Source organism: Paenibacillus rhizovicinus, assembly GCF_010365285.1.
In the GTDB taxonomy this organism is placed as follows: domain Bacteria; phylum Bacillota; class Bacilli; order Paenibacillales; family Paenibacillaceae; genus Paenibacillus_Z; species Paenibacillus_Z rhizovicinus.
On record NZ_CP048287.1, the window covers coordinates 203,251 to 221,504 of the forward strand.

Annotated in this window: 23 protein-coding genes and 3 pseudogenes; 20 read left to right on the forward strand and 6 right to left on the reverse strand. The window is 45.8% G+C overall.

Annotated elements, in window-relative coordinates; all coding sequences use genetic code 11:
- Positions 1–2 precede the first annotated feature (2 nt).
- The 14 genes from GZH47_RS32295 to GZH47_RS32360 all read left to right on the forward strand — a co-directional run bounded on the left by GZH47_RS32295 (position 3) and on the right by GZH47_RS32360 (position 9,439).
- The gene (locus GZH47_RS32295; protein WP_162645713.1) at positions 3–716 is read left to right on the forward strand and encodes a metal-dependent hydrolase; all 714 of its coding nucleotides are present in this window, start codon (positions 3–5) and stop codon (positions 714–716) included.
- 24 nt (positions 717–740) lie between these two features.
- Positions 741–1,079, forward strand: a complete 339-nt coding sequence (locus GZH47_RS32300; protein ID WP_162645714.1) for a response regulator transcription factor — start codon at positions 741–743, stop codon at positions 1,077–1,079.
- On the forward strand, positions 1,060–1,221 hold the full coding sequence (locus tag GZH47_RS32305; protein WP_162645715.1) for a hypothetical protein: 162 nt from the start codon (positions 1,060–1,062) through the stop codon (positions 1,219–1,221). The genes GZH47_RS32300 and GZH47_RS32305 overlap by 20 nt, the downstream gene beginning before the upstream one ends.
- 257 nt (positions 1,222–1,478) lie before the next feature.
- Complete coding sequence (locus GZH47_RS32310; RefSeq protein WP_162645716.1) at positions 1,479–1,814, forward strand: hypothetical protein; 336 nt, start codon at positions 1,479–1,481, stop codon at positions 1,812–1,814.
- 19 nt (positions 1,815–1,833) lie between these two features.
- Positions 1,834–2,577 carry a hypothetical protein gene (locus GZH47_RS32315; protein WP_162645717.1) on the forward strand — a complete coding sequence of 248 codons (744 nt, stop codon included), beginning with the start codon at positions 1,834–1,836 and terminating at the stop codon, positions 2,575–2,577.
- Positions 2,574–3,287: a hypothetical protein gene (locus GZH47_RS32320; RefSeq protein WP_162645718.1), complete on the forward strand. Its 714-nt coding sequence runs from the start codon at positions 2,574–2,576 to the stop codon at positions 3,285–3,287. Before GZH47_RS32315 ends, GZH47_RS32320 begins: the two co-directional genes overlap by 4 nt.
- 51 nt (positions 3,288–3,338) lie before the next feature.
- On the forward strand, positions 3,339–4,721 hold the full coding sequence (locus GZH47_RS32325) for a hypothetical protein (RefSeq protein ID WP_162645719.1): 1,383 nt from the start codon (positions 3,339–3,341) through the stop codon (positions 4,719–4,721).
- Positions 4,714–5,661 carry a ThiF family adenylyltransferase gene (locus GZH47_RS32330; RefSeq protein ID WP_162645720.1) on the forward strand — a complete coding sequence of 316 codons (948 nt, stop codon included), beginning with the start codon at positions 4,714–4,716 and terminating at the stop codon, positions 5,659–5,661. The genes GZH47_RS32325 and GZH47_RS32330 overlap by 8 nt, the downstream gene beginning before the upstream one ends.
- Positions 5,662–5,752: 91 nt before the next feature.
- Positions 5,753–6,202 carry a hypothetical protein gene (locus tag GZH47_RS32335; RefSeq protein ID WP_162645721.1) on the forward strand — a complete coding sequence of 150 codons (450 nt, stop codon included), beginning with the start codon at positions 5,753–5,755 and terminating at the stop codon, positions 6,200–6,202.
- A 71-nt stretch (positions 6,203–6,273) separates the two neighbouring features.
- Entirely contained in the window at positions 6,274–7,134 is an 861-nt protein-coding gene (locus tag GZH47_RS32340; protein WP_162645722.1) for a hypothetical protein, read from the forward strand.
- 259 nt (positions 7,135–7,393) lie between these two features.
- Positions 7,394–7,813 (forward strand): hypothetical protein, encoded by a 420-nt coding sequence (locus tag GZH47_RS32345; RefSeq protein WP_162645723.1) that lies wholly within the window; start codon positions 7,394–7,396, stop codon positions 7,811–7,813.
- A 2-nt stretch (positions 7,814–7,815) separates the two neighbouring features.
- Positions 7,816–8,649, forward strand: a complete 834-nt coding sequence (locus GZH47_RS32350; RefSeq protein WP_162645724.1) for a phosphoadenosine phosphosulfate reductase domain-containing protein — start codon at positions 7,816–7,818, stop codon at positions 8,647–8,649.
- A 41-nt stretch (positions 8,650–8,690) separates the two neighbouring features.
- Positions 8,691–9,080, forward strand: a complete 390-nt coding sequence (locus tag GZH47_RS32355) for a hypothetical protein (protein ID WP_162645725.1) — start codon at positions 8,691–8,693, stop codon at positions 9,078–9,080.
- A 101-nt stretch (positions 9,081–9,181) separates the two neighbouring features.
- Complete coding sequence (locus GZH47_RS32360; protein WP_162645726.1) at positions 9,182–9,439, forward strand: type II toxin-antitoxin system HicB family antitoxin; 258 nt, start codon at positions 9,182–9,184, stop codon at positions 9,437–9,439.
- Between the two features lie 98 nt (positions 9,440–9,537).
- Here GZH47_RS32360 and GZH47_RS32365 read toward each other — a convergent pair whose 3' ends face one another.
- From GZH47_RS32365 to GZH47_RS32380, 4 genes are all read right to left on the reverse strand, one after another.
- The gene (locus GZH47_RS32365) at positions 9,538–9,870 is read right to left on the reverse strand and encodes a hypothetical protein (protein ID WP_162645727.1); all 333 of its coding nucleotides are present in this window, start codon (positions 9,868–9,870) and stop codon (positions 9,538–9,540) included.
- 65 nt (positions 9,871–9,935) lie between these two features.
- Positions 9,936–10,367 carry a YhjD family protein gene (locus tag GZH47_RS32370; RefSeq protein ID WP_162645728.1) on the reverse strand — a complete coding sequence of 144 codons (432 nt, stop codon included), beginning with the start codon at positions 10,365–10,367 and terminating at the stop codon, positions 9,936–9,938.
- Between the two features lie 259 nt (positions 10,368–10,626).
- On the reverse strand, positions 10,627–10,779 hold the full coding sequence (locus GZH47_RS32375; RefSeq protein ID WP_162645729.1) for a hypothetical protein: 153 nt from the start codon (positions 10,777–10,779) through the stop codon (positions 10,627–10,629).
- Between the two features lie 139 nt (positions 10,780–10,918).
- Positions 10,919–11,761 (reverse strand): ATP-dependent DNA ligase, encoded by an 843-nt coding sequence (locus GZH47_RS32380; RefSeq protein WP_225446627.1) that lies wholly within the window; start codon positions 11,759–11,761, stop codon positions 10,919–10,921.
- Between the two features lie 199 nt (positions 11,762–11,960).
- Here GZH47_RS32380 and GZH47_RS32385 point away from each other — a divergent pair.
- Positions 11,961–12,598 (forward strand): annotated as a pseudogene (locus GZH47_RS32385) (SOS response-associated peptidase).
- Positions 12,599–12,718: 120 nt separating this feature from the next.
- Here GZH47_RS32385 and GZH47_RS32390 read toward each other — a convergent pair.
- The gene (locus GZH47_RS32390) at positions 12,719–13,063 is read right to left on the reverse strand and encodes a hypothetical protein (protein ID WP_162645730.1); all 345 of its coding nucleotides are present in this window, start codon (positions 13,061–13,063) and stop codon (positions 12,719–12,721) included.
- A gap of 147 nt (positions 13,064–13,210) precedes the next feature.
- Between GZH47_RS32390 and GZH47_RS34325 the strand changes: the two are divergent.
- Both GZH47_RS34325 and GZH47_RS32395 read left to right on the forward strand, forming a co-directional pair.
- A pseudogene (locus tag GZH47_RS34325) lies at positions 13,211–13,402 on the forward strand (toll/interleukin-1 receptor domain-containing protein); the annotation flags it as partial.
- Between the two features lie 44 nt (positions 13,403–13,446).
- Positions 13,447–13,812 carry an HD domain-containing protein gene (locus tag GZH47_RS32395; protein ID WP_450091453.1) on the forward strand — a complete coding sequence of 122 codons (366 nt, stop codon included), beginning with the start codon at positions 13,447–13,449 and terminating at the stop codon, positions 13,810–13,812.
- Here GZH47_RS32395 and GZH47_RS33940 read toward each other — a convergent pair.
- Positions 13,752–13,904 (reverse strand): annotated as a pseudogene (locus GZH47_RS33940) (peptidase M23); the annotation flags it as partial. The gene GZH47_RS32395 and the pseudogene GZH47_RS33940 sit on opposite strands and share 61 nt — an antisense overlap.
- Positions 13,905–14,054: 150 nt before the next feature.
- On the opposite strand from GZH47_RS33940, the gene GZH47_RS32400 reads away from it, so the two are divergent.
- The 3 genes from GZH47_RS32400 to GZH47_RS32410 are packed head-to-tail and all read left to right on the forward strand — an operon-like array spanning position 14,055 to position 17,807.
- On the forward strand, positions 14,055–15,581 hold the full coding sequence (locus GZH47_RS32400) for a spore germination protein (RefSeq protein WP_162645732.1): 1,527 nt from the start codon (positions 14,055–14,057) through the stop codon (positions 15,579–15,581).
- Entirely contained in the window at positions 15,574–16,686 is a 1,113-nt protein-coding gene (locus tag GZH47_RS32405) for a GerAB/ArcD/ProY family transporter (RefSeq protein ID WP_162645733.1), read from the forward strand. The genes GZH47_RS32400 and GZH47_RS32405 overlap by 8 nt, the downstream gene beginning before the upstream one ends.
- Positions 16,683–17,807 (forward strand): Ger(x)C family spore germination protein, encoded by a 1,125-nt coding sequence (locus tag GZH47_RS32410; protein ID WP_162645734.1) that lies wholly within the window; start codon positions 16,683–16,685, stop codon positions 17,805–17,807. The genes GZH47_RS32405 and GZH47_RS32410 overlap by 4 nt, the downstream gene beginning before the upstream one ends.
- The last annotated feature ends 447 nt before the right edge of the window (positions 17,808–18,254 follow it).

Genomic DNA, 18,254 nt, shown 5'->3' on the forward strand with positions numbered 1-18,254 from the left:
CAATGATGGGAAAATCCCATTTGGTTATCAGTACGGGCGTCACCTTGAGCGTTTTAGGAATGGCCAATCAACATATCACGCTGCCGATCGCCGCGGTAACGGTGGTTAGCGCGCTTCTACCGGACATCGATGAACCTAATTCGCTCCTGCTGTCCCGTACGATCCCGACTCGTATCCTCCGTTTTATCCAACTGGCGCTTGTCGCGCTTGGCGGTTTTCTCTTCTTCTTTAGCCAGGCATACGCCCCGTGGAATATCGTATTGGCTGCCCTTATTGGCGTTGTATCCTTCATGCCCACCAGATCGCTGCGTAACGTAGCAATGATCTTGATCGGCGCCGGCTTGATTCTCTTTGGACATACCTATATTCCGTGGAGCTACATCATCGGCAGCCTCATCATTCTCTGCGCGCTCCTTCCGCACCGTGGGCTAACGCATACGGTGTATGGAGTAGCAGGATGGGCAGCGATCCTCTATTTTTCAACGGCTAGTTACGACGATACCATCTGGCTAGCCGGCGGTTTATCGTATCTGTTACATCTCTTAGCCGACTCACTGACCAATCGCGGGATTCGCCCCTTACACCCATTCGAATGGCGTCTGAAATTGAATCTTATGAGCACCGGCACTAAGATGGGCTCCGTCGTAGAAAGCGGGTTCGTTCTTTTAACCGTTGCTCTTGTATATCTCGTATTTTTCCGTACCGGATCTATCTAATGACTTGAGAGGAAGGGATTAGTGATGAATCTCGATATTTGTGAGCTGCAGGAGCATCCCTATGTCAGCATGCTCTTCAGAGACGTACAACAAAAGTTCAATCTCACCCGTAGAGAGGGGCAAGTTCTCGAGCTTCTTATGCTGAACGGATCAACGAATCGAGTGCTTAGTGACGAACTGAACCTGTCCGAAAAAACTGTTAAAAATCACGTGGCCAGTATCCAGCGGAAGCTCAACGTAAACTCTAGCCGCGAGCTGCAGGCAGTTATTTTCCGGGACGCGCTTCTCCCGGCATTTATGTTTTCGGCCGCTCAAAAAAAGCCCATTGAAGGAAGTCGTTCCTATGTTGCTTTATCATCTTAACCAGGCAGCGGCATCAGCTGCAGAGAAGAATCAGGCGAAGAGCACGCCACTGATGTCCACGGAAGAACTTGATTTCATTTTGCAGGAGCTCGATGAAGAATCGCGGAGAACGGACATCCCGCAAGAACCTGAAAAAGCGTAGGAACGGGGAGGCTTACCGAATGGTAAACCTTCCCGATTTTTGTTTTCTCAAGTACTAAAATGTGCTATAATTTGTCCATTACGAGTAATTTGATTTTTCTTCTCTGCTATATTTTCGGAGAAGAATGGGTGAATGCGGTTTTACCGCAAGTTTAGCATGTAGACGTAATTGGCCTGGAAACAGAAGTAAGCCTATTTAGGCGAGCTTTTTTTGTTTCCAGGCCTTTTTTGCGTCCAAAACGAGGAGGAAATAAGAATATGCGAATTAACCTGTCTCGCTTGAAAGAGAGTTTACCGACCCCTACTCCTTATTTGCAAGAGTATACTTCGGGGCTCTTTCGGGCAATCGAATTCGCTCACAACACGCATTACAGTGATGAAGTCGATTGGAATTCGTTCACGCTTGAAGAAGCAATGTTAGCAATGGAAATGGCATGCGCTTACGAAGGTGTAGAGGGATTGGATGGGTACTCTGCAGGTGATCGACCAAACGAGGGAAATGCCATTCACGAACTGTTGCTCTCGCAGTACACGATACGGGCGCTAAAGGCTGCCAGTCCAGAGAAACGTGGCGAAGACGTGGAGTTTTTCTAAGAGAGGAGATGTGAGGTAATTGGAAAAGTCCTATTTTTGTGATGAGCAAGTCGAACAGATGCGCGTTACGTATGATGCTTTCGTAATCCTTAAGATCGCTCACGATGCGGGAATTGACGTTAAGAATCGAGCCATCGATTTTTTTCGAAGATACCAAGGTGGTCAGGTGGAAATCTTTTGGCGAATGGTCCAATTGATTTTTGATGACGTCGAACACATCGAAGAAGGATACACGGATTGGGGCAGTGAGTCTAACACGTACCGGATCCCGCTTCCTGAGCTCAAAGCATTTTACCCGCTCTTGAATGCTGACGAACGCGTATCATTCGATAGGTTATTCAAAGAAAAGCTCCATCACCAAGATGAGCGATTTTGTGAATTTGAGATGAAAGGTCACTTGGCCGAAGACTGCTTCATTATTACGATCGAGGGCGACTATGGCAGCTACTCGCCTCTTCTCAAGGTCATGGTGGACATTCGAAATGAAGTCAGGGCATTGATACGTGCTCGTAGAGCACTCCTTACAAGCAAGCTGCGAGGTCTTATGCTGCTGAAGATGGTTCATGACCGCCTCGGTACCGTGATCTCGACGTCTCTCGAAGACCATCTGAATGTTGTCTTCTCGCGGGTTATGGGGCAATGCGGAATTAGCCTTACTCTTACTCCAGACGATCAACTTTCCTTCGAGACGATGCAGTCCATGCTGACCAATGTGCTTGATCAGGCGGTAATTCAAACTAATAGAGGGGAAGTGGCGGCATGAATACAACAGCTGCAGAATTGGAAAGAGAATCCGGAACGAAAATGGTTATTACGATCCATGAGCACGCTTTGGCTACGATGGAGGAGTTTCATAATGGGGCAAGTATGGGGGCCGCTTCGTACTCACACGAAGAAGTTGCCATCGCCTTGCTGCACTCCTTAGAAACCAATGCGAACCGGACACCCATTTTGCCGAGAAACGCGATCTTTTATTCGGAATCGACTTCAAGAAGGTTTGTCCTTCTTGAGATTCCCCCGCAGCGCCGCGATGTCTATTATCATCAGATGACGGCGAAGGCGAGAATCAAAAACGTTCCGTTTCCGCGGCTGATTGTCGGATTCGAATTGCATGTACGCGCAGAGAAGATGCAGATCGCAGAAATGTTTGTAGCCGCGCTCGAGGATCAGGAGATTCCTAATGAGGATTCGAAGCTATACAACTATCCGTATACCAATGTCAACGATTTTGTCGTTTGCTTTGGTGGACAGCAGCTTCCTGAAATTGAACGAGTGTCTCAATTGGCTACTATTCCGGAGCTCTTTTTCAACTCCCCGAATTCCGACTGTTACTACAGCAACGCAAATAACAGTAAGAAGCCATATCGTGAACTGGTTGAAGAGCTCAAAGGGAAATCTTTCCCGGACGAGTATCTAAAGCCTGCCGGTGTCACACTTCAGGAATGGATCCGGAACATGTCATCTTCGATCTAAGCAAACAAATGGAGCTCTTTGAAAATCACATATAACCAGGAGGTAATTCGTATGTCTAAAGACAATGGACCAGATTTGTTCTCTTATTTTGGTGGTATCGATCTTTTTTCCTCATCTTCCAAACCCGAGCAAGAGGAGTCACAGCAACAACCCGCTTCGCCGGCGCCTAGTGAGCAACCCGCCGCTGATCAAACGCAGGCAGCTGCCACTAATCAGGCTATTTCGGAAGGGAACAATTCCGAAGAAGGCAACAAGATCGTGAATCTAGCGGCTAAACGTTTGAAGGAGCAGCGCAGGGGACGCGCAGGGGACGCATGCGAGGATAGATGCGAAGACGAACCGGCGGATCGTGAGGATGAGGAGGAAGAAGAGTCAGCCGAGGATGAGGAATTGGATGAGGGAGCAGCAGACCGTGCGGAACTTGCTGGCGGAAGCGGCAATGCTGAAGTAGGAACCGACAACAAAGCGGCCGGCAGCGGAGGCCCAGTAAAAAAGGAAGAGAAAAAGCCAGAGTTCAACCTTGCTACGTTCATTGCGTATGCGGGACACACGCTTTCTCTGACGAAGTTTTTCAGCGCAGAACAGCTGGCTGATCTTGATCTGGAAGCCGTTCGTAAACGTCTCGAGAAGGATTTTCCCGAGTTGTCCAAACAGCGGACTAAGATGGACTGGGATGAGAAGAAGAATCTCATCTGCCCTATGGTCACCGGCGGAAAGAAGGGCTCCTTCTTCAGTCAAGGACTGAAAGGCTTCTTCTTCCGCTCGAAGGACCTTTTTGCGCACAAGGAACCCATCAACATTTTGGCTGCCAGAGATGGCTACTATGAGGTTCGAGAGAACCCAATCGGCGTATTCGTCTCCAAGACGAATGTCGTCGAAGAGTTGGAACCTTGTCGTGAAGGGTTTAAGATGAGTCTTCCAAAAATCCCGGAATTCTTGTTCGCGCAACTGGTTAACCTCTTCTATGATTACGCCTGTTTCGATGTAGAAGTGATGGGCGTCTTCTACTGGGACACCGAAAACGAACGCTACTTTCTCGACGTTCCGCAGCAATCCGTATCCAAATTCCGGGTCGATGCCTGTTATACGGAATTCCCGCCGCACATTATCAAGGTAGCGGAAATTCATTCTCATAACACAATGAGCGCGTATTTCAGCGACATTGACGATACGGACGAACTTGGAACTATGCTGTATGGCGTGGTAGGACGCTTGCAAAAAGGGACCTACCAGGTCTTTTATGACCTCAAGATCCGTGCCGGCGTCGCTGGGCGATTCATTTCACTCTCCCCGGAAACGGTTCTTGAAGGTGCCTACCCCGAGGGAGAGACAAAGCGAATGGATCCAGTTCGCTATCCGCTCAGCTGGCCAGGACGCGTCCACATGACTCATTGGAAACTAAGAGACTCCATGGAGGGTAATTCGCATGATTAAATTACTGGATTTTCATAAGGAATCCCGAAAAATTTACGGCGGTTCGATGAACCGGATTTTCTACTATATCGTCATGATCGGCTGCGGCGGGAACGGCGGGTATGCCGTGCAGCGCATTACCAAAATGCTATACGCATTCGAGCATGTAAAATCGTTTCTCATGCTTGCTGATCCGGACACGGTAGAGGAGAAGAATCTGCTTCGCCAACCCTTTATTCACTCAGATATCGGGAAGAAAAAAGCGGATATTCTGGCTAAACGCTATGGTGCAACCTACGGCCTTAAAATCGGCTCCTCGTCTGATGGGTATATCGAATCGGTAGAGCAGCTGGAAGCCCTGTTCTCGCATACGGACTATATGCATGCCAGCGGGCAGGTTATCCAGAATGTGCTTATCGGAGCGGTAGACAACGACTACTCCCGGAACATCATGAACGATTTCTTCAATAAGAGAGACGATCTGATCTATATCGATGCCGGCATTGAAGGCGTCATGCTTCCGGGAGGCGGTGCCAAGCCCGAAGAAGAATGGACCGAAGAAGAGAACCGGGAGCATCGGGAAAGCGGTTATTCCGGTCAGATCGTTGTTGGCGTAAAGAAGAACGGTCACGTTGTTCTTCCACCGCTCAATGATGTCTACCCGATCGATGCGAAGGATGCTATTCCACCTTCGCACAGCTGCGGTGTCGTGCCTTACCAGCCGCAGCGAATGATCGCAAACGAGATGGCCGCATTTCAGATTACGGCCGTCATGAACGAATTGTTCGCGACGAACTCTGTTCTTGTTCATGTGCTTAATTTCAACGCGCGAATGGCAGCATGCCGGCCCGTATTCGCGGAAGACGTCGCGGTTTATCCCGCTTCGTTCAATAGCGATCCTGACACATCGGAAGACGATGACGAACAGGATGAAGGCAACGAGCTGCAGGACCAAGAGTGAGACAATGCTGTAGCTGGCCAGAAGAGACGCAAGGAGGAAACGAGGGTGCATCTGCATCCTCGTTCTTTTTATTACGGGGAGGTATTTGGAAATGAGTGATGTGGATTATGAGCGCTTGTTCAAGAAGTTCGAAAAAGTCGTCGATACGCGGGATAGTCAGAAAATTGATAAGGTGCTGTACCATCATCTTTATCAGCATGCTGGCTTTATCGCCCATTACGACATCCACGGCTATCGAGAGACCTATGCGGGCGAAGGATTTCTAGCCTTCATCGATCACTTCGCCCAATATCCCTACTTGGGATACGGATCACACGGGGAATTCAATCGGAGGCTTAGGGAGTACGTACTTGAACATGCCGAGGACATCCGAGGTGATTTTGCTCGCAAAGCGGATCAGAAAGAGCTTGCTTTGCTTAACGCCTTGGCCGCGAAGCACGGCGTTACAGTTCATCCGCACGGTGCGGATGTTCCGACGTTCCGCGAACCGGACCTTGTATCCTCTATATCCAAGAGCGGACAATTCGAATTTGCATTTTAAAAAAACGGGGCGAGCTGCCGGCGCCCTCAATTTTTCAGGAGAATGTCGAAATATGACTTAGGAGTGAAATCATGAAACCATTTATGTACGAAGACTCTACAATCGCCATTGAGATTCTGCTTCTTATCTTTCCGATTGTTGGATGTTTTTTCCTTGTCAGGCGCCTGAATCGCAATGAAGCTAGCCGAAGCAGCAGAATGACGATCGCAATTATTTATTACCTAATTGCTCTCTTCGTGGCAAGTCTTCCTGGCTTTGCGTTATACATAAGCGTATCGCCGGTATACTTCACGGTATCCGACAGATCCGGTTCATGGGCTACCGTGGAAAATATGTCCGAAAAGTATCGCACGCTGCGGCAGGATCACTTCTACGTACTTGCGACTGGTGATGGCGGTAAGGTCTACAAGAGAATTGACGCCCTCCGGAGAGTAGAGGAATTGAAGTCGGCTGGGCGAAGCTTCGAACTGCGGCCGCTTAAAACCTCGAAATCCTCAGCCATGTCTTATCAGAGTGAAGTTGATTCGTTAGAGGCAAGCAAGGAGGAAAGCTTTGTTCATGCCATTACGGTGGCCGAAGCTCACCTGCAGAAAAAACTCCCGGCGGATTTGTTCATCGATGCGGGGACACGTGGCAATTCTGCTGGCCTGATGACAACGCTTGAACTCATCCACCAATTCGGGGAAGAGGATCTGCTTAAGGGTCACAAGATTTGCGGTACCGGTACTATGGACCTCAGTGGTTCATCCGGATCCATTGGAGGATTATCCTTGAAGCTCGATGCCGCCGAGAAAGGAAAGTTTGAATTTTGCTTGATCGACCATGAGGATTATAAGAGAGCCGTTGCCTTAGCCAAAGACAAGGGTCTTCACGTCCAGCTGGTAGACATCAGTACCATTGATGATGCATTGAAATTCCTTCATACGTTATAAACAGAAGCGGGTGCACCTCGAGTGCACCCGCTTTTTGTCGAATAGATTGACGGAAAATGTTGGATGTACTATTATAGACTTATTACGATTTACGATTTTGTTTTCTTTGTCGCTATTGTTTCGACGGAGAAGGGGTTCACCGGATCACGGTACATTCATATAGGGCTTATTTTGCCATGGAGACACATAACACCTTTAGATGGTGTTTTTTTGTGTTTTCAGGGCTTTTTTTATGCCCAAAACAGGGGAGGAAATTCGAATGGCTACTGCGGCGGGGTACAAAGCCATCATTCATTACTACCTGCAGAAGAAATGTTGGAGCATTCACATGAAATCATGCTGCTACCAAGGCCACTTCGTTATCGTCGATGGCTTCTGGGGGACGGAAGTTAAGCCAAGCCGAAAAAGTAATCCGCGAGGTTGGGTAACAGCCCGATCGCATCAAATTCTGTTCTTCACCGTGGAAGAATCTGATCTTCCCGAGAACCAAGATGCGCTCAGCGATGCACAGCAACGATTAGGCGAACGCCTCCGATATGACAAAGAACACATGACGTTCAATGTCGATCGTGGCACAGGAGGGCTATTCTTCTCTCCTAAAGGGGCATTTACACTTCTTCCAAAGCCTACAGCTAATGTCGATCTCTTCTCTTTTTTTACAAGCCAGGAGGTCGGCTAGCCATGATTAATGCGATGAAACTGAAACGCGGAGCAGAAGCATTTGCGCTTCAAGATTTACCTTCCGAGATGCTGCAGCTCGAGGAGTACGATGAGGTGCATGTGAATGTATCCGGAGGAGCTGATAGCGTTGCGAGAGTGCTTGTCGCTCTTCATGGCTATCGAATTCCGAAGGAGAAAATCAAGCTCGTGCACATGCGAGTCGATGGTGATCCCAATTCGGGCAAGCGTCAACTCTTTGATTGGCCACAAACGGATGGTTATCTGGAGTACATGAGCAAGAAACTCGATCTTCCCTTGATTGTAATCTGGGATGAATTGGGCCTGGAAGAACGGATCCGTGAACGCGGTATGTTTCCATCGTCCACTTGCCGCTTTTGCACATCGTACTTGAAGCGGGACGTATATGCGAAATGGGTTAGACAATTCGATAACATTAAAATCCTGCTGCTGACCGGAGAGCGATCCGAGGAATCGAAATCGCGAGCCGAGAAGCCAGTCTTTAAGATTCATTCTGCAAATGCAACCGGTAAAAAGAGCCGGATTGTACATTGGCTGAAGCCGATCAAGGACATGCTCAAAACTGAGGTCAGACAGCTTTGCGCAGATAATGATATCGATCTCCATCCCTGTTATGAATGGGTGACACGCTGCTCGTGCAAATTCTGCATTTTCAATACGTCTGCCGAAATGAGCCGCACATCGCAGCTCTTTCCCGATGATTGGGCGTATCTGAAGCAAATGGAGCAAGAGCTCGGCCACACGATGAAAAGCAAGGATGGCATCCCACACACGCTCAGCGCCTTTATTAAAGAGGATCAGTACACGTTCTTCTAATAAAGCCATCCAATAGGTAATCATTCCGAGGAGGTAATTCCATGTCGTCAATTTTCAAAGAATCATCCGCCCGTAAAGCGCCAGAGGCGCTAATTTCAAAGATGCGTGCGATAGTCGAAGAAGTCGTCGCTCACCCCAAATTCAGATCTGACTTTGAGGTAGCCGATCGAAACACAATCGACCAACAACCCGGCATTTACGCCTGGTACGTCTACGATTGCGGAACACACCTGATGCCGCTTAAGGACTTGAATGCAGTTCTTGAATTTCAGCGCGAATGGATCGGAGGCATGAAAGTCCTCTCCGGAAAGAAACATTTGGATGATGACCAGCTCTATGTACTAAACGCACGTACAGGCGATCTCCGGCGTGTCATGGAATTCAAAACTGAATCAAATCTTATAGAGAAGCTTCTGCTTACTGCGATATAGGATGTACGGACGTTCTTGAGGGGTTCTGAAGCAAAAGCTTCAGTTCTCCAACTAGGCTGCCCGTGCAGTCCTTACACAAACGATTCTAGGAGGAGTCAATTATGAACCAACAAACAACTGAAATGAGCTTTCAACTTTTGATCGAGGAAGACAAGATTCAGGGTGATTTTATCGGATATATTCCAGCACTTCGCCTTGGCGTCCAGGGCGATTCTTTAGAAGAAGTACGCGTCAATGCTGCCGATCTGCTACAAATGGAAATTGAGTCGCGCCTGCAGATGGGCAAGAGCCTTCCTTCCGATAATACGGCAACGATGGAGCGCCTCACGATCAGCGTCCCGCTCCCAGTAGAAAAATGATGAGTTTTGTTGGTCTCAAAATGCCGATGCCCCCGGCTTATAGGGGCATGGTGTTTTTTATGGACGATATTCCGGATCGAGCCTTTGATTTTCGACTCTCAGGGAAGTGAACTGATTTTCGTTTCAATTGTTTGCTGTACGAGGCTCTGATAAAACGTTAAGTCAGCTTCTGAAACATCGCATTCGAATTTCCGTCCGTTCAAGGAATAGCGATATCGTTTGCCAAACAACGGATTTTCGTCGATCCACATTTTATTTTCTCGCATTTTCTTTTTAGATTCGTCCAACTCCGTGACGATGGCCTGACCCACAATTTTGCCGATAGCGGAAGTTAACCCTTTCTTATCTTCCACGAAATTTTTCGCTTCTTCATACAAGCTCAAAAGAGCAACATGTGTTTTTAACGAAATCAGTGGATCAAATCCCTGCATACATCATACATCCTTTATTAAGTGGTTCTCATGCAATACAAGTGGTTCACCAATCACAGAGTCCTTTACAAGCGACGAGCCGCACTAACATGTTGTATTCCTGAAATTGCAACTCGCTTTTTAACCGACCCCATGAATCGAATAAAATACTCCTCGAACTTAATTGATAGCTGTTTCTCGGCGACATCCCGCTTTATCGCAACTGATTCCTCAAGGCCGCGGCAAACAATGCGATACCGTACAAATAATTCTGAGTGTTCCCCATCCAGCCATTCGATACTAGCTTCGTTGAGACGCTCATTGATTAATGCTATGTCGGAAAGAATGAGATCCAGTAAGCGATACGTTGCGGTGATATAGGTTGGGCTGAGCAGGTCTTTTGAAGTCTTAATCTTCTTTAGGTTGTGTTCAATCCGTTCTTGCATCATCTTTAAGATGATGTTCTCCCTAATGATATCTCGTTCTTCTATTGAGATGATACATTGATTAACCTGCATAGCTTTGCACCGGCTCAAATGCAAGGACATTCTCAATAGTGAACATCCGCGGCCCACGGGATTTTAAGCAGTAAGCCCGGATACGGCCGTCAACAACCGACCTCACTTCGATCAGCCGTTGCGTCATTTTGTTCTCGCGATCAACGTATACGATCCTTACCATGCAACCTACGTATTTTTCAAGCGACATCCAAACCCCTCCACACGAACGTATGATCTTATTATAACCCGAATATACGTTCGTCACGCAAGAGGGAAATTAATACCTAGGCTTGCGCTTATGATCGGGACGTTTTTCATCTAACCATTCGAGTTCGTTAATATTCGAATCAATTTGTTGTTTTGCAAATCCTTCATTTTTCTTTGTTCTTTTCCTCACAAGCGTTGCTTTCGGCTTATCACTTTTTTTCATCTATTTCATCCTCCGCGGTTTCATGCATTAGGAATAATCTATGCACATTCGCCGAAGACGGAGTGGGTAAATGGCATTCCCAGGAGGGAGAGTCATGCAAAAAAGGACCGCCGATATTGGACGCCCCCAGGAATAATTGCTATAAGATGAACTCTTCGAACACTGGTGACCGCAGCATGCCGTTCTTCGTCCAGTTTCGTGTTTTTACCCGCGCGCGGATGATTGGCCTGAAGTGAGCGGCGAACTTGTCTTCCTTATAAATGAGCTTGTGCTGAACGCTCCGTAGCGCACGCTTGTGTTCGTCGTTAATCCCAAATTCAATTATGCCAGCCGGTCGCATGCGACCATTTTCTTCAATCGACGTTAGCCAACCTAGCTGACCGCGGCGCGCCCCCGTGATGAACACTTCAGCCCGCGTCCAGTTAATGACTTTTTGCCAGGACCACGAGCGAGTGCCGACTGCATACCGTGACCGGAGGTCCTTAATCACGACCCCTTCAAGGCTAAGCGCACTGGCTGCTGCGAAATACTGGACCGCGCTGCCCTTCGCCGGCATGACTTTCGTATAGCGTTCTGTTTCCGTGAACGCTTCAAAGAGCAGTTCCTTGCGCCTGGAAAGCAGCAATCCCGTGACATCTATCCCTTTGTAACGAAGAATGTCAAAGGCACAGAAGGTAGCCTGTACTCGGCTGCTGCGCGATTGGAAGCGGCTCATCATTGCTTCGAAGTCTGGTTTGCCATGTTGATCGGTAACGATGAGCTCGCCATCTAGTATCGTGCCCGCAGGCAGTGGAGAATTATGCAGTTCCGGAAATTTATGTGTAACGTCGTTTTCATGCCGCGTATATAGCCGCAATCCATCCATCGTAGATACGAGGAGACGGATGCCGTCTAGTTTTAGTTCCGCGATGTGGTTTTCCTTGTCAAAAGGCTCATTGCCAGCCGCATATTGCAATAGCATTGGAGATACGAACATTTTCATCACCCAATCCCATTATAAACCTCAAAGGCATTTGTGGATTGAGGTAAATAATACATGCTTATCTCACAAGGTTTCAATTGGCTCGGTGTGCTTGATAGAGAGTGAAATCCAAATGATTACTCTTAATCCCGCTTCGATTAGTCACGAGGTTGACTGAATAGCACCTTCCGGGGTAAATATAGTTTAGGAGGGATGCGATATGTGCGGGAGATTTACGATTACGGCTGAATTGGATGAGATTGTTAAAACCTTTTCCATTGATGAAGTTAATTACGAATACACAAAACGTGTAAACGTGGCTCCGACCCAAACGATCCCATGTATCATTGAGCGCGACGGGAAGCGGGTTCTCGAAGGATTTCGATGGGGGTTGGTCCCTTTCTGGGCCAAGGATGCCAAAATCGCTTACAAGACGATTAACGCGCGTTCGGAAGGATTCTTATCGTGAGCGATGGTTTTCTAGAATGGAAACAGGAGGCAGATGGTAAGCAACCATATCGATTCCAATTGGCTTCGAGAGGGGTTTACGGGTTCGCAGGTTTGTACGATACCTGGCGCGATCCAGCATCAGGAGATGAAATCCAAACATCCACGATTATCACAACCACCCCGAATGATCTCGTGGCCACGGTGCACGATCGGATGCCAGTCATTTTAACTGGCACCGAAGCAGCGGACTGGATTAATCCTAAATTCGATGAAACCGAAAAGGTTCTGAGCTTCTTGAATCCTTATCCTGAAGCCAAGATGATTAAGTATCCCGTTTCAAAAGATCTCGGAAATGTAAAGAATACTAAAGCAGAATTAATCTTAGAGGTTCCATTGAATTCTAAATAATTTGAAGAGTAGTTAAGACATTTATAAGGCTGAAGGATAGATCAAGCTCAGAACGAAACAGGCTGCCAATCTTCTCGATTGGCAGCCCTTCGTTTGCGTATGGGACCCGTCGGCCGTAAGTCATGAACCACCATATTCTGTGACAGTTTTTACGATATTTTCACCTGATTCATTTATGCTGCATGGGAAGATAAATTGCCCGTCACCATAAACACGACGTTTGTTGATCTCGTCTTCAAATAGAAGGGGGGTTGATTTAATTCTTGTTAATAGATCCGTGCCATTACCACGTTCTGTCCAGCGTTGCTGGGCATGATCGGAGATATGAAAAACGAATTTTGGGAGTTGTACACCAACATGTTTTTCAATAAGTTCGACCATCATCATGCTTTGATCGACCGGTTTAAATTCTTCTACACTTCGCATCGCTGAGACAGCTAGACGAACTATTCCATGCTTTCCCATAAGTTCGGCAAGCTTTGTATGTGCTGGTTGACTAACTGCACCAATTTTCGACCTTACAATTTCAGTAATTTCATCAAGCTCCGATTTCTGTTCAACTGTCTTTATTTCAGATAGTAACGGTGCCAGGACGTTGGCTACAGAATTTAGGACGTTGGCCTCGGCGTGCCGTTGCTTCGCGCCATCGACAAGGGCTTGGCGAACTCGCGAGTTGGGATTGTGCTGGAGACCCCAGCGACCCCAGCGATGCTACGCCGCCTTCCAGCAGAGGGCATCGCTGATAAAGAACTTTCGGCACTCCTTGCTGGTGATCGGCTCATTCCGATTGTGCACGAGACATCTTGCGGAAGCATTTCTTGGTGGAGCCATACTGGTACAACCTTGGAATGGCTGCAGCAGCATATGTCGAGGGAATCGAGTCGTTATATAACGAAAATGAATGGAAAGACTTAGTTTCTTTATTAATTACAAAACAGACTGGTAGTGTTCCAAATAAAGATTCAATAACTAACCCATCAAGTGAAATACGGTTAGAAGCACTCTCTATAAGATTAAGACAATTACATGCACAAAAAGCAGAGCAGCTCCCATTTGTTTCATGGGAGGATGGCAAAGGGAAGTCATATCGTTTATTGGAAGATAGTGATCTTGTTGAACACTTTGGCGTAGCTATTGGTTTAATAGCAGCAAGCCATTGGTGGACTGTAGATGAGATCGAAACAGACCACTCCACAAGCCCGCGGTCGCGGTAGATGCCGTAATGCAGGTGAGGCGGGAATTTGCCCTGCGTGCCCGGACGCCCGTACCCGGAGCTGCCGACCCAGCCGACGACTTGGCCCGGCTTCCAAAGTTGTCATACGTTCTTGGTGCGCCGCCTACGTTCCCAAGGGATTGGGAAGTTATACTATGATGCTGGGGACATTTGCATAATCTACATCGATAATGGGCATGTTAGTCACACTATAGAGATGTCAGGATAATGGTGGCTACGATCATGTTTTTTATAAAAAATATGTTGTTCAAATCCAAACCAAAGTTCAACAAGCCAAACGCGACGGAATCTTCGTCATTTACCTTTGCAACTGAAATGGCTCAAATGAACATACAGTTGCAAGAAACATTTCGTATGCTTCCTGATTTTGTAAGTAGAGAATTAACCAATAAGGTGACATTTGGGGTTTATTATCTAAGCAATTTAGTGGATTCGGAGCTTCTTAATAAAGAAATCCTCAATCGATTAATTGAAATAGAAGAACTGCTTTCACCTGAGAAGCTGGTGGATTTGCTTCCAATTGGACAATTGCTGTTGGATGATAATTGGAATCACATGCAACAATATATTTTGCAAGGCTGGACGTATATCCATATTAGCGGCTATAAGTATGGCATTCTGGTTAATACAGCCAAACAAAGAGAACGGGCGCTGACGAAGCCAGAAAATGAGAGTCAAATTTTAGGTCCGCAAATCGCTTTTACGGAAAATTTGGAAACCAATTTAGCGCTGATTCATCAATATTTGCCTAATCCTGATTTAAGCGAAATAGCAATAAATATGGGTGAAAATACCCAAAACAATATTCGTGTCGTCTATTTGAGAAATCGAGCCGACTTAGAAATGGTTACACATATCCTTAACACCATACAAGCCTTGGATTTGGAATCGCTATTGGATGCAACGGTTCTAGCGCAATGGATGGAGGATAACCCCAACTCAGCTTTTCCTCAAACGATTACGACAGAAAGGGTAGATCGGGCAATATTCCCCTTGTTGGAGGGAAAGGTTGTTATTGTGGTTAGCGGCAGTCCAAATGTAATCATATGCCCAACTACGTTTTTAGATTTTTTTAAATCCATTGAAGATTATTATTACAGGTGGACTGTAGGTTTATTTCTACGCGGATTGCGAGTTCTTGGTATTATGATTTCACTCTTTGCAACAGCAGTCTATGTCGCGGCACTTACTTTTCATTATGAAACAATCCCACAGGCATTTCTGGTTCCGCTTGCTCAATCCCGTGCGAGAGTTCCATTTCCCCCGCTTATTGAAGCGTTGATGCTGGAAACCATCATTCAGCTATTAGGTGAAGCAGGGGCAAGGCTACCGTCCAAAGTAGGTCAAACGATGGGGATTGTTGGCGGTATTGTCATTGGACAGGCGGCGGTACAAGCCGGATTCACCAGCAATATTTTAATCATCATCGTTGCATTAAGCGCTCTATCCTCGTTCACTACACCCGTATTTGCCATGTCTAATACGATTCGAATTATTCGATTCTCGATTATTATTTCCGCAGGTATCATAGGGGGATTAGGCATTACTATGAGCATTGCTTTTTTAATTTTGCATTTGCTTCGGCAGTCCAGTGTGGGACAACCCTATTTCTATCCTCCTTATACAATCGAAAATAAAAACAAACGGGATGGACTCGTTCGGATGCCATTCAGTTCGGCACCGAAACGATCTGTATTCGCCAATACAGAGGAGAATAATCCGAAGGGAAGCTCGGATATTGATGAGTAAAACACGACAAACGTATATGTACAGTAGCTTTCTTCTCATATTTATTATCCATGACGCTCAGGTGGGAGTAGGGCTTCCCGGCTATCAAAGAGTTGTGTACCAATTAGCCGGTCATGATGCTTGGATAACTGTTCTGATTACAGGTATCATCACTCAACTCGTGGTCTGGATGATGATTAAAACGTTGGCGAAATTCGAAAATAAAGACCTTTATGACATTCATTTAGTGGTTTATGGGAAATTTCTTGGAAATGTCGCAAATCTGATCTACACGGTTTATTTCTTATTTGCAACCATCATTGTAATGCGTAATTATATCGAAATGATACAGGTCTGGTTATTCCCTAATGCCCCAACATGGGTACTTACTTTATTGATTGCAAGTATCGTGTTTTACGGGGTAACAGGCGGCTTACGAACGATTGTCGGAGCATGTTTCATATTTGTAACTATTACGATATGGCTTATCTTCTTGCTATACTTTCCTTTGAAATATGCGGACTGGACAGGGATATTGCCGATACTGGAAACGGATATGAGCCATCTGAGTAAAGGGGTCTTGTCGATGTCCTTTACAATGGCAGGGTTTGAAATTCTCTATTTCATATATGCGTATGCCAAAGATAAGTCCAAAGTCCAGCGATATTCACAAATTGGCTTAATGAGTGTCACCTTCGTGTACACGGTAGTTATGTTTGTTACTATTGTCTTTTACAGCGGCGGTGAACTCTTGAAGACGGACTGGGCTACTTTTACCATGCTGAAAATTATCAAATTTTCGTTTCTGGAAAGGTTTGAGTATATTGGCGTCAGTTTGTGGCTTCTCGTCATTGTGCCAAATCTGCTCATGTACAGTTGGGCGGCAACGAGAGGACTCAAACGTACTTTTGCATGGAAACAAAAATACTGGTTGTATGTATTTATAGGAGTTGCTTGCATCGCTTGCTCTTTGATTGAATCCCGAATACAGATAAATCGGATAAATAATCTTTTTTCTAAGTTGGCTGTCTATATCGTTTATGTGTATCCAGTGGTTCTCTTTGTCATTGTTAATTTTCATTCTTGGAAGCAAAAGAAAAGAAGCCACACAGAGGTGATACCTTGAAAAGATTCAATCTTATCTTCCTTGTAGTGTTAGTATTAAGTCTGCCTTTCACATTACATTTGAAAGCAAATGTGCTGGAGAAATTAGGAATGGTGATTGCATCAGGATATGATAAAGTGGATGGCAATAAAATAAAAGGCACGTATGTGCTCCATCAGATAGACCCAAGTTCCAAATCCACCATCTTGACAATCACTTCGGAGTCCTTGACCAGTAAAGGAGCGCGTGTTGCGGCGAATCGCCAATCGCATAAAAAAGTTGTCGCCGGTCAGATGCGAGTTGTCATTTATGACTATAAACTTGCACAGTCAGGTCTTTCAACGTTGGTTGATACTTTATTTCGAGATGCGTCCGTTGCGAGTACGATTTATATGGCAGTCAGTAAAGAAAGTGCAGAAGATTTATTAACGCATAAATACACGCAATTTTCGGATGTAGGTTCGTTTATTGTAGATGACATCCAACAGAATATATTGGGAGAACAGATGATTTCGGGTACACTTCATGAATTTCTCTCAGCCTTATATTCGACGGCAGACCCTATGGTGCCGCTTCTACAAAGAAAAGGTGATTCTGTAGAACTGAAAAATGTGGCTCTGTTCAATGGTGATAAATTAGTGGGCACGGTTGGACCAAGGGAAGCTTTCTTTCTTAAGACAATTCGGGATAGATATAAATCAGGAAGCATAGAGTTATCGTTAGCTACGAATCAATTGGGAGACATCGCTAAGAACGTCAAAGAAAAGACCGTTCGAATCGTGATTGAGAACATAGCTAGCTCTTGCACTAAAAAGCTGATTAGCCAAAACCCACTTAAATTTCAGGTTAATATTAAAATGAAAGGAGTGCTTACGGAAAGTTCCGCGCAACTTGATTTCAGACAAGTTGGTGTCATTCAAACCCTGCAAAAGAAATTGGATGATGAATCAGAAAAACAGATACAAATTTTGTTAAAAAAATTAATCTCCTTAGATTCGGACCCAATCGGATTCGGAGAATTTTTCCGCAGTCGGGTGTATCACTCGAACTTGACGAGCGATAAATGGCATGACATGTATAAGTCAGCTTCCTATGATGTCCATGTGGACATACGAATCGTGCGGATGGGACAAATACAATAAGAAAAATACTTTAACGCTTTAACGCAGATGACTGCCCTGCATATCACCAGGTAACACCGAGAGCTCTTAAAACCAAAAGCCCCATATGCTTAAGGGACGCTTTCTACCACACGCTAGACATCTATACTTGGTTTTTTATGTTTAGAATCAGTAAATTTACACATATTCACTAAATTCGGATTTTATACATATGTCACTAAATCGCTCTAATCACTTGATATGACTGCATTTGTGTAGCGACATGAACTTACTTGAATATGCGACATGAACTTACTTGAATTCCTCTTTGCGACATGAACTTACTTGAATTACTGTTCTATCTTATGAATAAGATATACATTAAAACTGCATAAACGTTTATGCCGATTGCCTGGAAGTTGCAGACGAGCCGTATACGATCGCATTGAGTTTATGGATTAATCTCAGCCAATAGTAATGGCAGCCTGA